12 protein-coding genes are annotated in these 15,118 nt (G+C 70.1%); 8 read left to right on the top strand and 4 right to left on the bottom strand.

The features are described from left to right. Positions 1-13 precede the first annotated feature (13 nt). The 7 genes from ACZ7OY_RS03215 to ACZ7OY_RS03185 all read left to right on the top strand — a co-directional run bounded on the left by ACZ7OY_RS03215 (position 14) and on the right by ACZ7OY_RS03185 (position 9,038). Positions 14-982, top strand: a complete 969-nt coding sequence (locus ACZ7OY_RS03215) for a hypothetical protein (RefSeq protein WP_471909776.1) — start codon at positions 14-16, stop codon at positions 980-982. A gap of 143 nt (positions 983-1,125) precedes the next feature. After that, on the top strand, positions 1,126-2,232 hold the full coding sequence (chvE, locus tag ACZ7OY_RS03210; protein ID WP_471909775.1) for a multiple monosaccharide ABC transporter substrate-binding protein: 1,107 nt from the start codon (positions 1,126-1,128) through the stop codon (positions 2,230-2,232). A 41-nt stretch (positions 2,233-2,273) separates the two neighbouring features. Then, positions 2,274-3,824, top strand: coding sequence for a multiple monosaccharide ABC transporter ATP-binding protein (gene mmsA / locus ACZ7OY_RS03205; protein WP_384725187.1), 1,551 nt, complete (start codon positions 2,274-2,276; stop codon positions 3,822-3,824). Beyond that, entirely contained in the window at positions 3,821-5,062 is a 1,242-nt protein-coding gene (gene mmsB, locus ACZ7OY_RS03200) for a multiple monosaccharide ABC transporter permease (RefSeq protein WP_471909774.1), read from the top strand. Before mmsA ends, mmsB begins: the two co-directional genes overlap by 4 nt. 54 nt (positions 5,063-5,116) lie before the next feature. Further along, positions 5,117-6,262, top strand: coding sequence for an aldose epimerase family protein (locus ACZ7OY_RS03195; protein ID WP_471909773.1), 1,146 nt, complete (start codon positions 5,117-5,119; stop codon positions 6,260-6,262). A gap of 153 nt (positions 6,263-6,415) precedes the next feature. After that, entirely contained in the window at positions 6,416-8,059 is a 1,644-nt protein-coding gene (locus tag ACZ7OY_RS03190; protein WP_471909772.1) for a pyridoxal phosphate-dependent aminotransferase, read from the top strand. 205 nt (positions 8,060-8,264) lie between these two features. Then, a complete protein-coding gene (locus tag ACZ7OY_RS03185) occupies positions 8,265-9,038 on the top strand; it encodes an intradiol ring-cleavage dioxygenase (protein WP_471909771.1) in 774 nt (257 codons plus the stop codon). 98 nt (positions 9,039-9,136) lie between these two features. Here ACZ7OY_RS03185 and ACZ7OY_RS03180 read toward each other — a convergent pair whose 3' ends face one another. Beyond that, positions 9,137-9,790, bottom strand: coding sequence for a DUF4360 domain-containing protein (locus ACZ7OY_RS03180; RefSeq protein WP_471909770.1), 654 nt, complete (start codon positions 9,788-9,790; stop codon positions 9,137-9,139). 258 nt (positions 9,791-10,048) lie between these two features. Here ACZ7OY_RS03180 and ACZ7OY_RS03175 point away from each other — a divergent pair, with 258 nt between their 5' ends. Then, entirely contained in the window at positions 10,049-10,720 is a 672-nt protein-coding gene (locus tag ACZ7OY_RS03175; RefSeq protein ID WP_471909769.1) for a hypothetical protein, read from the top strand. Positions 10,721-10,732: 12 nt separating this feature from the next. Here ACZ7OY_RS03175 and ACZ7OY_RS03170 read toward each other — a convergent pair whose 3' ends face one another. Genes ACZ7OY_RS03170 through ACZ7OY_RS03160 form a run of 3 tightly spaced genes read right to left on the bottom strand, consistent with a single transcriptional unit; the run spans position 10,733 to position 15,074 of the window. Next, positions 10,733-11,338 (bottom strand): hypothetical protein, encoded by a 606-nt coding sequence (locus tag ACZ7OY_RS03170; protein ID WP_471909768.1) that lies wholly within the window; start codon positions 11,336-11,338, stop codon positions 10,733-10,735. Between the two features lie 2 nt (positions 11,339-11,340). After that, on the bottom strand, positions 11,341-14,181 hold the full coding sequence (locus ACZ7OY_RS03165) for an ATP-binding protein (protein ID WP_471909767.1): 2,841 nt from the start codon (positions 14,179-14,181) through the stop codon (positions 11,341-11,343). Further along, complete coding sequence (locus ACZ7OY_RS03160; RefSeq protein ID WP_471909766.1) at positions 14,178-15,074, bottom strand: hypothetical protein; 897 nt, start codon at positions 15,072-15,074, stop codon at positions 14,178-14,180. Before ACZ7OY_RS03160 ends, ACZ7OY_RS03165 begins: the two co-directional genes overlap by 4 nt. Positions 15,075-15,118: the final 44 nt, after the last annotated feature.

Below are 15,118 nucleotides of genomic sequence, written 5' to 3'. Positions count from 1 at the left end.
AGAAGGACAGCTTGTGACCGACGCTTCCGCCACGGCAGCCCGTCGACCCGGCGAGCGGGCGCTCGCCGCACTGGGGCTGGGCGCACCCGCCCTCGATCCCGCCGACGCCTCGCCCCACAGCTTCCCGGGCGGTGGCCGCTGGCGCACCGAGATCCCCTCCTGCGAGGGCCCCGAGGCGCTGGCCGTCGTCCTGAAGGAGGCCTCGCGCCTGGACGTGCCGGTCCACCGGATCAGCCAGGGCAGCGGCGTGTGGATGCTGACCGACGCCGAGATCACGGAGATGGTCGACGCGACCGGCGAACGGGACATCGAGCTCTGCCTGTTCACCGGCCCGCGCGGCACCTGGGACATCGGCGGCTCGGTGCGCACCGACTCGCGCGGCGGCGGCACCCGCGCCCGCGGCCACGACGCCGTCGCCGGATGCGTCGAGGACGCCGTGCGCGCCACCGAACTGGGCGTCAGATGCCTCCTCGTCGCCGACGAGGGCGTGCTGTGGACGCTGCACCGGGCGCGCCTGGCGGGCATCATCCCGGCGGACACCACCCTGAAGGTGTCCGCGCTCATCGGCCCGGTCAACCCGGCCGCGTACGCGGTCTACGAGGGGCTGGGCGCCGACTCGGTCAACGTGCCCAGCGATCTGACGCTCGATCACCTCACGGAGATCCGGCGGGTGTCGGCCGCCCCCATGGACATGTACATCGAGGCCCCCGACGACCTCGGCGGGTACGTCCGGATGTACGAGGTCGCCGAGCTGATCCGGCGCGGCGCACCGCTCTACCTCAAGTTCGGCCTCTCCAAGGCGCCCGGAATCTACCCGTACGGGCACCACTTGAGGGATCTGACCCTGTCCACCGCACGGGAACGGGTGCGGCGCGGCCGGCTGGCCCTGGACCTGCTCGCACGGCACGGGGTCGACGGCGACATGGCCCCCCTGGGGTCGCGCCTGCCCGGCACCCTGAAGCGGTTCGAAACTTCCGCATAACGTTCCGGATAATCCCCCTTCACAAAAGACGACGCAGTCGAACACAATCCCACAACCGCTCCTCGGACTTGCCGCACCGCCCGGACGAGCAACCGCACCCCGCCAGACCGAGCCCTGCTCCACACACATCAAGGATGATGATCATGCGTACTCGCAGAGCCGCCCTCGCCGCCATAGCCGGAGCCGCCTCCCTCGCGCTCACCCTCACCGCCTGCGGTCAGAGCGGCGAAGGCGGCAGCAAGGAGGGGACGGGCAGCAGCAAGGGCGGGACCATCGGCATCGCGATGCCGACCAAGTCCTCCGAGCGCTGGATCGCCGACGGCAACAACGTCGTCAAGAACCTGGAGTCCAAGGGCTACAAGACCAAGCTGGTCTTCGGCGAGGACGACCCCGACCAGCAGGTCTCGCAGATCGAGAACCTGATCACGCAGGGCGTCAAGGCGCTGATCGTCGCGGCCATCGACAACAAGTCCCTGAACAACGTGCTCCAGCAGGCCGCGGACGCGCACATCCCGGTCATCGCCTACGACCGCCTGATCCTCGGCACGAAGAACGTCGACTACTACGCGTCCTTCGACAACACCAAGGTCGGCGAGCTCCAGGCCAACTACATCGTCGACAAGCTCGGTCTGGCGAGCGGCAAGGGCCCGTTCAACATCGAGCTGTTCGCCGGCTCCAACGACGACAACAACACCAAGTACTTCTTCAACGGCGCGATGAGCGTGCTCCAGCCGTACATCGACAGCAAGAAGCTCGTCGTCCAGTCCGGCCAGACCGGCCTCACCCAGGTCACCACCCTGCGCTGGGACGGCGCCACCGCGCAGAAGCGCATGGACGACATCCTCACCAAGTCGTACTCCAGCAAGAAGGTCGACGCGGTCCTCTCGCCGTACGACGGCATCTCCATCGGCATCCTGTCGGCGCTGAAGTCGGACGACTACGGCTCCAAGACCAAGCCGCTGCCGGTCCTCACCGGCCAGGACGCCGAGCTGGCCTCGGTGAAGTCGATCATCGCGGGCGAGCAGACGCAGACCGTCTACAAGGACACCCGCGAACTGGCCAAGGTCGCCTCGAACATGGTCGACGCGGTCCTCAACGGCAAGAAGCCGGAGACCAACGACACCAAGACCTACGACAACGGCGCCAAGGTCGTCCCCGCCTACCTGCTCCAGCCGGTGAGCGTCGACAAGACCAACTACTCGCAGGTCCTGGTGGACGGCGGCTACTACACGGCGGACGAGCTCAAGTAGCCACCGGTCGCACCGACTTCTACGGATTGGAAGGCACGACCATGGCGGGACCCGTCCTGGAAATGCGCTCGATCGTCAAGACCTTTCCCGGCGTCAAGGCACTGTCGGACGTCACACTGACCGTCCGCCAGGGCGAGGTCCATGCCATCTGCGGGGAGAACGGCGCCGGCAAGTCGACCCTGATGAAGGTCCTCTCCGGCGTCCACCCGCACGGGAGTTACGAGGGCGAGATCCTCTTCGAGGGTGACGTCTGCCGCTTCCGGGACATCCGGGCGAGCGAGCAGCACGGCATCGTGATCATCCATCAGGAACTGGCGCTGGTGCCGTTCCTGTCGATCGCGGAGAACATCTTCCTCGGCAACGAGCACGCCAAGCGCGGGTTCGTCGACTGGAACGAGACCCTGCGGCACGCCAGCGAACTGCTGCGCCGCGTCGGCCTCGACGAGCACCCCGAGACCCGCGTCGCCGACATCGGCGTGGGCAAGCAGCAGCTCGTGGAGATCGCGAAGGCGCTGTCCAAGGAGGTGAAGCTGCTCATCCTCGACGAGCCGACCGCGGCCCTGAACGACGAGGACAGCGGCAAACTCCTGGACCTGATCCTGGAGCTGAAGAACCAGGGCATCACCTCGATCATCATCTCCCACAAGCTCAACGAGATCCGCCGGGTCGCCGACTCGGTGACGATCCTGCGCGACGGGCGGTCCATCGAGACGCTCGACGTGAAGGCGGCCGAGACGACCGAGGACCGGATCATCAGCGGCATGGTCGGCCGGGACCTCGACCACCGCTTCCCCGAGCGCACCCCGCACCACCCCGAGGAGGGCGCGGCCCCGGCGCTGGAGATCCGCGACTGGACCGTGCACCACCCGATCGACCAGCAGCGCAAGGTGGCCGACGAGGTGTCGCTCCAGGTGCGGCGCGGGGAGATCGTCGGCATCGCGGGCCTGATGGGCGCCGGCCGCACCGAGCTCGCGATGAACGTCTTCGGGCGCAGCTACGGCCGGTACGCGGGCGGCACGGTCCTCAAGGACGGCAAGGAGATCCGTACCAGGACCGTCGCGGAGGCGGTCGGGCACGGCATCGCGTACGTCACCGAGGACCGCAAGCACTACGGCCTCAACCTCATCGACACCATCAACCGCAACATCTCGCTGACCGCCCTGGGCAAGGTCGCCAACCGGGGCATCGTCGACGAGCACGAGGAGCGCCAGGTCGCCGAGCGCTACCGCAAGTCGATGAACATCAAGGCGCCGACCGTCTTCGAGCCGGTCGGCAAGCTGTCCGGCGGCAACCAGCAGAAGGTCGTCCTCAGCAAGTGGATCTTCGCGGGTCCGGACGTGCTGATCCTGGACGAACCGACCCGCGGCATCGACGTGGGAGCCAAGTTCGAGATCTACACGGTCATCGACAAGCTGGCCGCCGAGGGCAAGGCGATCATCTTCATCTCCTCCGAGCTGCCCGAACTGCTCGGCATGTGCGACCGCATCTACACCATGGCCGCCGGGCGGCTGACAGGCGAGTTCTCGCGGGCCGAGGCCACGCAGGAAGTGCTGATGCGTCAGATGACGAAGGACAAAGAGGTAACGCGATGAGCACCGATGTGACCAACAGCCCGGCCGAGGCACCACCGGGCAAGGGCGGCGGCGAGACCGGGGAGAACCTGGTGCGGCTGATGCTCGCCGGCCTGCGCCGCAACATGCGCCAGTACGGCATGCTGATCGCGCTCGGCCTGATCGTCGCCCTCTTCGCCGTGTGGACCGACGGAGACCTGCTGCTGCCGCGCAACGTCTCCAACCTGGTCCTGCAGAACAGCTACATCCTGATCCTCGCGATCGGCATGATGCTGGTGATCATCGCGGGCCACATCGACCTGTCGGTCGGCTCGCTGACCGCGTTCGTGGGCTCGTTCGCCGCCGTGCTGATGGTCGAACACCGGATGGCCTGGCCGCTCGCCCTGCTGCTGTGCCTGCTGGTGGGCGCCGTGGCGGGCTCGATCCAGGGCTTCCTGATCGCCTATCTCGGCATACCGTCCTTCATCGTCACCCTCGCCGGGATGCTGCTCTTCCGCGGTCTGACCGAGATCCTGCTCAAGGGGCAGACCCTCGGCCCGTTCCCGGACGGCCTGCAGAAGGTCGGCAACGGCTTCCTGCCGGAGGTCGGCCCGACCACCAACTACCACAACATCACCCTGCTGCTCGGCCTCGCCGTGATCGTCTTCGTGGTCCTCCAGGAGGTCCGCGACCGCAAGCGCCAGCAGGAGTTCTCGCTGGACGTGCTGCCGGCCCGGCTCTTCCTGCTGAAGATGGTCGCGCTGGTCGCCGCGGTGCTCACCGTCACGATGCTGCTCGCCAGCTACAAGGGCGCGCCGATCGTGCTGCTGATCCTCGGCGTGCTGGTCGTCGGCTACGGCTACGTGATGCGCAACGCCGTCTTCGGCCGCCACATCTACGCCATCGGCGGCAACCTCCCGGCGGCGAAGCTGTCCGGCGTCAAGGACAAGAAGGTCACCTTCTATGTCTTCCTCAACATGGGCATGCTCGCGGCCCTGGCGGGTCTGGTGGTCGCCGCCCGCCTGAACGCGGCCTCTCCGAAGGCCGGCCTGAACTTCGAGCTGGAGGCCATCGCCTCGTCGTTCATCGGCGGCGCGTCCATGAGCGGCGGTGTCGGCACCGTCCTCGGCGCGATCATCGGTGGTCTGGTCCTCGGCGTGCTGAACAACGGCATGAACCTCCTCAGTGTCGGCACCGACTGGCAACAGGTCATCAAGGGCCTGGCCCTGTTGGCGGCGGTCGGGTTCGACGTGTGGAACAAGCGCAAGTCCGGTTCGTAACTCATCAGGGCCCCACCCGAAAGGTGGGGCCCCTTCCATTTGCAGGAGCCGCACATGGACATGAGCAGACGTACGGTCATCGCAGGAGCGGCGGCAGCGGGATTAACTGCCGCCACCATCGGCACGGCGCAGGCCTCGGGGGGCAGGAAGCCGGTGAAGGAGCTCTTCGGCACGCTCGCCGACGGGACCAAGGTCCACCGCTGGTCGCTGGAGAACGGCGGCACCCGGCTCAAGGTGCTGTCCTACGGCGGCATCGTCAACTCCCTGGAGATCCCCGACCGGCACGGCCGGTACCGGAACGTCTCGCTGGGCTTCGGCAACATCGAGGACTACGTCGCCAAGAGCCCGTACTTCGGCGCTCTGATCGGCCGCTACGGCAACCGCATCGGCAAGGGGCGGTTCACCCTCGACGGCACCGCCTACCAGGTGAGCGTCAACGACGGCGTGAACAGCCTGCACGGCGGCGCCCAGGGCTTCGACAAGCGCGTCTGGGACGTCGAGCCGTTCACCAAGGGCTCCGACGTGGGCCTGCACCTGCACTACACCAGCGTCGACGGCGAGATGGGCTACCCGGGCACGCTCAGGGCGAAGGTCACCTACACCCTCACCCGGTCCGGCGACTGGCGCATCGACTACGAGGCCACCACCAGCAAGGCCACCGTCGTCAACCTCACCAGCCATGTGTACTGGAACCTGGCCGGCGAGGGCAGCGGGTCCATATACGACCACGAGCTGTCCATCGCCGCCGCCCGCTACACGCCGGTCGACTCGGGGCTGATCCCCACGGGCGAACTGGCGAAGGTCGCGGGCACCCCGTTCGACTTCCGCAGGACGAAGGCGGTCGGCGCGGACATCCGCGTCGCGCACCAGCAGCTCCTGTACGGCAAGGGCATCGACCACAACTGGGTCCTCGACAAGGGCGTCACCACGAAGCCGGTGCACGTCGCGACCCTGCGCGACCCGTCCTCGGGCCGCTCGCTGAGCATCGCGACCACCGAGCCGGGTCTTCAGTTCTACTCGGGCAACTTCCTCGACGGCACCCTCGTCGGCTCCGGCGGCCGCATCTACCGCCAGGGCGACGCCCTCTGCCTGGAGACCCAGCACTTCCCGGACTCGCCGAACAAGTCGTCGTTCCCGTCGACCGTGCTGCGGCCGGGGCAGACATACCGGACGTCGACGGTCCATTCGTTCGGCGTGTGAGACCGGGCCGAGGGAAGTCACACTTCTTTCACCAGAGTTGAACAGCGCCTCCCAGAAATCCGTATGCAAGGGTGGCCCGTGCTCCCCCGCGCGGGCCACCCAATGACGACGGGCCCGGACGTCCCCTCCGGGCCCGCCCCATATGGAGGATCCATGGCCGACAACGTCACCTCGTTGTTCCGCAGCACAGCGGCGCACAGCCCCTCGATGGCGGCGCTGACGCGGGAGGGCGACGGATCGGGGCCCGTGGACTTCTGCATACCCTGCAACCCGTACTTCCCCACACCCGCGATGTTCGACGAGATGGCCGCCCGGCTGCGGGACATCATCACGTACTACCCGAGCAGCGCCGACACGATCACCGGCGAGCTGTGCAACCTGCTCCAGCTGCCGCCGCAGTGCGTGGCCATGGGCAACGGCTCCACCGAGCTGATCACCTGGATCGACCACCTGCTGGTCCGCGAGTCCCTCGCCGTCCCCGTCCCCACCTTCGGCCGCTGGACCGACCAGCCGATGGAGACCGGCAAGCGCGTCGACATGTTCCCGCTCCAGGAGTCCAACGGGTTCGTCCTGGACCTGGCGCAGTACGCCGAGTTCATCCGCGAGCGCGGCACCCGGGTCGCGGTGATCTGCAACCCGAACAACCCCGACGGCGGCTTCCTACACAAGCAGCAGCTCGTGCAGTTCATGGACGCGATGGCCGACCTGGACCTGGTCGTCATCGACGAGTCCTTCCTGGAGTTCGCGGACGCGGAGGCGGAACCCAGTGTCGTCCAGGAGGCGATGCTGCGCCCGAACGTCGTCGTCCTGCGCAGCCTGGGCAAGAACTTCGGCCTGCACGGCATCCGTTTCGGCTATCTGGTCGCCAACCCGTCGCTGGCCGGCAAGGTCCGCTCCATGCTGCCCAAGTGGAACCTCAACTCCTTCGCCGAGCACGTGGTGTTCATGCTCAAGGAGCACGGCACCGAGTACATGCAGAGCCTGCAGCAGGTGCGCCGCGACCGTCTGGACATGGCCGCCCAGCTCGCCGCGCTGCCCGGTCTGACGGTCTACCCCTCGCAGGGCAACTTCCTCTTCGTGCGCCTTCCCGTCGGCGCCGAGGGCACCGTGGTGCGCGACCGGATGCTCACCGAGCACCGGATCCTGGTGCGCGAGTGCGGCAACAAGGTCGGCTCGTCCAGCCGCTTCCTGCGTCTCGTGGTGCGCCCCCAGGTCGACGTGCGTCGCCTGGTCACCGGCCTGGAGCAGGTGCTCTACGGGACCAGGAAGGGAGCCGCCGTGCCCGAGCTCGCCACAGGGACCGGCTACAGCTCGGGCACGGCGGCGGTGGACCGGCTCGTCGGTGCCACGAACGGGGCGGGCATGCCGGGGCTCGCCGCCCAGGCGATGGCCGGCCAGTCCATGGGCGCGGGAACGCCGATGCCGGTGGCGGCCCAGGCGGCGGCGCCTCAGCAGATGCCGCAGCAGATCCCACAGCAGGCTCCCCAGCAGATCCCCGCGCCGGTCCCGCAGCCGGTCCCGGCCCAGTTCCCGCAGCCGGCTCCGCAGCAGTTCCCGCAGCCGATGGCGGCGCCGGCCCCCGCCGCGTACCCCGCGCAGCTCCCGGCCTCGGCACAGATGCCCGTCCCGGCACCGGCTCCCGGGCCGGCCGGCCCGACCCCGCCCGGGGTCCCCGCCCGCGGCGGTCTCACCGCGGCCCAGGTCAGAGGCACCAACGGCCTCTCCCCCGCCCCGGCGACGGGCTGGCCCCAGGCGCAGAGCTGGCCGAACGCGGCGGGCATGGGCCAGACGGGCTGAGCCCGGCCCCGACCGGCGAGCCGGCCGGCCCGTTCAGTACGCGACGGGCCGGCCGGTGCTCCGGAGGCCGCCGCCGGTGGCGCCCGTACGGTCGCGCGGCCGGGGTCGCACGCGGCTCACAAGACACTTGACGGACCGTCATTTTGCGGAACTGACAGCCGTCCGACAGGGCTCCGACAGCTTCCCTCCCTACGGTGCCGTGTTCATGACAGACACCCCTGAGGAAACAGGAACCCGCATCGGACGCCGTACCGTGCTGATGGCCACGGGCGTCACCGCCGCGACGCTGGCCGTGGGTGCGGCCGTCGCGTCCGAGTCCCCCACTGCGCAAGCCGCACCCGGCCTGGCCCCCGCGGCCGCCGCGGCTGTCTGCACCCTCACGAAGGAGATGACCGAAGGCCCCTACTACCTCGACGGACAGTACGTCCGCGCCGACGTCACCGAAGGGAAGGCCGGCGCCCCGCTCAAGCTGGCGCTCACCGTCGTGGACGACGACACCTGCGCCCCGCTGTCCAACGCGCTGGTGGAGATCTGGCACTGCGACGCGCTCGGCGAGTACTCCGGGTTCGTCGGCAACAACGGCCACAGCGAACCCGACGACGGCACCTTCCTGCGCGGCGGAGTGCTCACCGACTCCAGCGGCCTCGCCGCCGTCACCACGATCTACCCGGGCTGGTACCGCGGCCGCTGCGTGCACATCCACGTCAAGGTGCACACCGGCGTCACGCTCACCTCGGACGGCTCGTTCACCGGCGGCAAGGAACTGCACACCGGCCAGCTCTTCTTCAGCGAGACGGTGACGACCGCGATGGCGAAGATCTCGCCGTACTCGACCAACAAGGTCACCCGCACGACCCTCACCCAGGACTCGATCTACGACGGCGGAGGCGCCGCGTCCGGCCTCCTGACCCTCACCGCCCTGGGCAGCTCCGCCTCCTCCGGCTACGCCGGCACCCTCACCCTGGGCGTCGAGCAGTAACCGGCACTCCCCCCACCCGAAAGCCCTGGGTGACCTCGGCCGGCCGAGGTCACCCAGGGTCCGACCCGTCGGGGGGCGGTGCGACCCCCCGGTCCGGGTCAGGACGCCGCGCAGTCCTTCCAGGCCATGTGGTAGACCGTGCTGATGTCACCGTCGGTCGAGTCCATCGTCATGAAGCTGACCTTGCCGGGCGCCGAGGTGCCGGCGTTCACCCGGATCTCGGTGTTGATGTTGAAGTTGCGCTGGACCCCGCAGGGCGCCCAGACCAGTTGGGCCCAGTCCGTGCTGTCGGTGGCCTCCCAGTTGTCGTTCAGGGGGCCGCTGAACGGGTGGCTGCGGTACGCCGTGGCCGGGGAGCCCTGGAAGTAGTACGAGGCCCGCTGGGTGGCGCTCGCACCGGACTCCAGCGCGGCGAAGCCGCGGTAGTCGGCGCTGGCGATGGCGTACGTGAAGCCCTGCGGAACGTGGACGACCAGGTTGAGCTGGCAGTTCTTACGGAACGCCGTGGGGTCGGAGTTGCCGCCGGCCTGGGCGAGGTAGTTGCTGTAGGTCACCGTGAAGGCGGTGTTGTCCTCGGAGACGGCGACCGCGGTGGTGCCCTGGGGACAGCCGGAGCCGTTCACCGTGGCGACCGTGATGACGATCTTGTCCGGGGGCGGGTCGGTGAACACGGGAGAGGATGCCTGCGCGGGAAGCGCCGAGGTCAGCAGCGCGGCGGCGGCCGCTCCGCTGAGCAGGAGTCCAACGGACATGGTTCTCCTAATTGTTCGGTTCGTTCAGTGGGGGGTGGCACGCGCACGCCCGGCCTGTGGAGAAACCATGAGTACGCTGTGAAGGCCGGGGCGGTGGCATCGTAGGCGCCCGGGGGACACGGCGGTCAGCCCCAACTCCAGCCAACCGGAATGCCTCTCTGTGACATGACTGTGACTGGAGGTATGGCTTCCGCCACAGCCGGACAGGCCGGATCCCTACAAGATCAACAAATGCGAAGAAACCCCTTACCGCCGGTAATGACAGGCCGTTCCGTCGTCGCGGCACTCGCCGCCGCCGGTGTCGTGGCCGGTGTGCTGGTCGGCTGGAATGGCCTGGACACCATCAACGGGTGCGGTCTTCCGGTCAATCGGTATCCGTCCGAAAGCGCACAGGACTGGGTCGACAACGCCGATGTCGTGATCGTCGGACGCGCGACGCGCGAGTGGGAGAGCGACCGGCAGGAACTGGCCCTCGGGGCGTACCGGTACCAGGTGGAGCGCACCGTCCGACTGACCCGGGAATCGGTCGTGTTCACCTCCGGGCGCCGGACCCACCCCTCCCCCGGCCCCACCGTCGACTACGTCGCCCCCGGCTGGAAGATCCCGCGCTCCGACGCCGCCACCCGCGTCGACGTCCTGACCGGTGACGCGCCCCGCGTGCTGCCCGGCCACACCTACGTCCTCGCCCTGCGCTGGGAGGAGGGCGGCTGGGTGTCCCTCGGCGAGGGCGCGGTCGTGCCGTTCGACGGTCACACCGTCGGCAACGGGGAATGGTGCGGCCGGGTGCTGGGCACCGCGGGCTTCGCCGAGGGCGAGCGCATGGGCCGCCATGCCGACCACAGCCTGGAGAAAGCCCTGCTGGGACAGGACACGGACGCGGTGTCCCGGGCGCTCGACCGAGCGGCCCGGGGGAAGTCCCGCCAGGGCTGACCTCCGCGGAGGTCAGCCCTTCGGGGGAGTCGGAGGAGTGATCGGCAGCTCCGTCTCGACCCCGATCCTGACTCCGTCGGCCACCTCCACCGAGGCGCCCGCCGAGAACGTCAGCCCCTTGTCGTCCAGTTTGAAGCCGAACTCGAAGTCGATGTCCTTCAGCAGCTTGAAGGGGTCGGGCAGCTCGGCCGGCCCCCCGGCACCCGCCTCGGCCCCGGCTCCGGTCTCGGCATTCGGCCCCGTCTCGGCGTCCGACTCGGCGTTCGCGTCCGCCCCGCCCTCCGCGCTCGCCTCCGCGCTCGCCTCGGCGCTCGCCTCGGCGTCCTCCTCGGACCCCTCGGACCCCTCGAACTCCTCCTGGACTTCTTCCTCGACCTCTTCCCAGAACTCCTCCTCGACCTCCTCTTCGACCTCTTCCTCGGCCTCCTCAAGGAGCTCCTCCCCGAACTCCTCCCCGGCTTCCGCCTGTTCGGAGAAGTCGAACTCCATCGGCTCGGGCAGCTCCGCCTCGGCCCTGGCCTCCGCGTCCGCCCTCGCTCCCGCCGCCTCGGCCGCGGCTTCCGCTTCCGCTTCCGTCGACTCGACGGCCGGCCCGGTCACCCACGACTGCTCCGACACGGTCAGCTCCCCTCCCTCAGGGCGGCGGCCCGGCCCGCCGGGCTGTCGAGATACCGGCGGAACTGGCGGACCCATTCGGCCGCCCGGACCGCGTGCGCGGGATCACCCAGCGCCTTGGGATACGCCGTGGCGTGGACCGCCCGCAGCAGGGCGACCCGCCAGTGGGCGTCGCCCGGCGGGATGTGCCGCGGTCGCACCGGCTCCCCGGTCCCGTCCAGGTACGCGGCCAGCCGCCGCCACCAGGCGACCGCGAAACGCTCCGCGGTGCCCTCCGCCATCAACTGCGCGAAGCCCGCGCCCTGTCCGGCCGCCCGTCCCGCCAGGAACTCCAGGGAGCAGCTCACCGGGCAGAACCCGCACGGCGCCTGCGGCCGCAACGACTCCGCGACGACCGGGGAGGCCTCGGCCCACCGGGCGTGCCTGCGGGCGAGCTCCTCCCGGCCGGCCAGCGGGGCCCGTTCGACGCCCAGCCGCGCCGCGTCCTCGGCCCGTACGTCGGGGACCTCCACCAGGACCGGACGGTCGATGCGCGAGTGTGCCGCGTACGCCGACATCTTCGGCAGCACGGCGGCGTGGTCGCGCTGGTCGTCGCTCATCAGCATCGTGTCGCCGACCAGCCGCCGGTCCTCCTCCGCCTTGAGCTGATGGACGATCTTCAGCGCCGTGTTCTTGTACGCGTCGGGGATCAGCTTGGAGGGATCCTGTTCGATCACCACCAGACCCTCCCCGTACTTGCGGTTCTCCGCGAGGGTGTTGGCGAACGCCTCCGCCGCCCTGGCCGTGGCGTCGCCCTCCTTCGCCGACCCCGCACCCGGCTGCGGCCGCCGCAGCAGCCGGTGGGCCTCCTCGACCAGCGTGACGTGCGCCAGCCGCGAGGAGTCCCGGTGCACCTTGTAGTGCTCGGTCATCGCGTTCAGGAGCAGCGCCATCACCAGCGCCTGTTGCTGGGCGTCGCCGAGCGAGGCGAGTTCCACCACCACCGGGCGGCTGAGCAGCTCGCCGATCGGCATGGAGCGGGGCGCCGACAGCACCGGCCCGCAGGCCCCCTCGGCCAGCGACCGCGCGCGCAGCCGGGAGGCGGCCACGATGTTGGCGCGTGCCTCGCCCGCGTAGTCGTAGCCGTCGGCGACGTTCTCCATGATGTCGACGAAGTCGGCCAGCACCGGCCACTCCTCGTCACCGCGCGCGGTGGCGTTGACGTCCAGTCCCTTGCGCCGGTACACGTCGGTGAGCGCCGTACGGTAGAGGAAGGGCAGCGGGTCCCACAGGCCGAAGGCCGCGTCGAAGCAGTCCAGCAGATTGCCCGCGTGGGTGGAGATCCGGACCCCGGCCGGCACCTCGAAGGGGTTCAGGCGCAGCGGGGCGGTCTCCTCGTCGCCGGCCGTCAGGACGAGCATGTCCTCGAAGCCGGGGAGGGTGGCGAGCCACCGGTAGTCGTCGTGGTCGGTGTTGACCGGCTCCAGGACGGTGAACGGGACCCGATGGTCCGCCCAGAGCTGACGGCACAGCGCCAGCGTCGAGTTGGTCTTGCCGGAGCCGCTGCCCCCGACGATGAGCGAGTGCCGGGTCAGGTCGTCCAGTTCGACACCGAGGGGCTTGCCGGTCCGGCCGTCGGTCGCGTGTCCGAGCACGACATGCGGCCCCTGGGGCGAGTACGCCAGGGTCGTCGCCTGCTCCACGGCCTGGACGGGGAAGCCGGGCACGTACCCGTTCAGGGCCAGCGGCAGCCGGAGGACCGCGCTCGCCTCCTCCAGGTCGGCCAGCCATTCGAGCGGTTGCAGGGCGGGCGGCATCGCCTGCGCCCAGCCGCCGTCGTCGCCCCACAGGGTGGAGTCCAGCCATCCGGTGTTCCCGGCGAAGACGGCGGCCTGCGCGGGGTCGGCCGGGCGCACCAGCCGGTAGGCGGGTCCCAGGGCGGCCGGGTCCAGCCGGCCGTCGGAGGCCGACGGCGCGCCGCGCGAGACGGTCTCGCCGGCCAGCGAGGGCAGTGAGTCGTCGAAGGGCATGGGCGACCAGCAGGACAGCCGCATCCGGAACGCGTCGCTCAGATAGCGTCGCCCGGCGTCGGCGTACAGCTGCTCGGCGCGCACCGCGAAGGCGTCCGCGGTCAGCTTGACCTTGCCGTGGTAGAGCGAGCCGAACTCGAACTCGCCGTCGGTGGCCAGGCGTCGGTAGGCGGTGGCGCAGTGGGCGACGGCGGTGCGCAGCGAGGCCGGTACCGCCACGGGGGTGAGGGCGACGCTCAGTGCCAGCGGGTGCGGGTGCGCGGTGATCGCGGTCAGCAGGCCCTCCCAGTGCCGCGAGGCACCGGCGAACGGCTGGGTGGCGGTGTAGAAGCGCACCCCGGCGTCGGGCCGGTTGGGGGTCTCGGTGAACAGCCGTCGGCGGATCTCGGCGGCACCGCCGGGAGCGGCGGTGAACGGGACCATCACCGCGCGCAGTTCGTTGTGGTCCAGCGGTTCGGTCAGCACGTGCGGCGCGGTGAGCGCGAGCCGCTCCGCCTCGGCACGGGCCGCCGCGTCCGCCGCCGCATGGTCCAACGCCCGGACCCGGGTGAGCAGATGGGCCTGGAGCCGGCCCGCCGCGGGGTCCCAGAGCCAGCGCAGCTCCAGTACGGAACCGGCCGGGGCGCCGAGCCGTCCCGCGAGGAAGTCCGCCTGTTCCCGGACGGCACGGGCCAGCCGCTGGTCCTCGGGGAGTTCGGCGTACTCGTGGCTGCGGGTGAGATCACGGGCGGCGGTCAGCCGCAGCCCGGCCCAGGCCCAGTGGCCGTGCGGTGCCGCGGGGGCGGTCACCGTGGCGGCCTGCCGGACCTGGGCGGGCGCTACGGAACCTGCGCTCACGGGGCGGGCGGGGCGGCCGGGGCCGGCGGGGCTGCCGGGGCGGGCGCCTGGAACGGGGCGGGCCAGGCCGCCGGAGCCGTTGCGACCGGGGCCGCCGCGACCGGAACGGCCGCGACCGCGGCCTGGGGCACGCTGACGGTCTCGACCGGGATGTCGTGGCCGAAGGTCTGGGTCAGCGGGACGTGCAGATCGTGGTTGGCGGCGTCCACGCCTTCCCGGACCGCCGAGTGGACGGCCTCGCGCAGCGCCCGCGCCCGCTGCGAGGAGATCTGCCCCTTGAACTCGGCCTGGCCCTTGAAGGGGCTGGAGAGGGAGTCCTTGAGGAAGCGGACGAACATCGAGATGGGGCGCCGGCTGCTCCACAGGGACCAGCCCACGTACAGACCGGTGCCGTACGCGAAGACGGAGACGTAGGCCTGGTACTCGCGGTCGCTGATGACCAGGAAGTTCTTGATCGTGGGGTCGTGCGCCGTCCGGAACCGGCGCGGCACCACCGTGACGGGCAGCTGACGGGCCCTGATGACCTGGTAGATCACACCGTAGGCGGAGTCCGCGGCGGCCCCCTTGCCGTCGACGACCAGCTGCCACTCCGACAGGCCCTGACGGTTGGGTATGAAGAACGTGGCCAGCGAGACCACCACCGGCACGATCAGGGCCAGGTACGCCCCGCTCACGTCGCCCGTCATCAGTGCCAGGATCAGCGCGAGGGGAATCCCGAGGATCACGGCCGCCATGAACGCCCAGCGCGCTCGCTTGAGGAACGCCTGGAGGTCGGAAGGGGCTACTACGCCGGAGAGCTTCTCGTCGACCTCGGTCTCGAACTGGAGCCGGCTGCCTGCGTAGGTCGCGTTGGAGAGCGATTCGGCCTGGGCCGCGAAGGCCGGAGTGGTCATGGTCGTGGTGTTCCTTGTCCTGGTCGGGTCGGAAAAGCGGCCGG

The sequence above is a fragment of the Streptomyces sp. NPDC107559 genome, from assembly GCF_055657365.1.
Note: the sequence above shows the minus strand (reverse complement) of the source record. Positions and strands in the feature narration are given on the sequence as shown.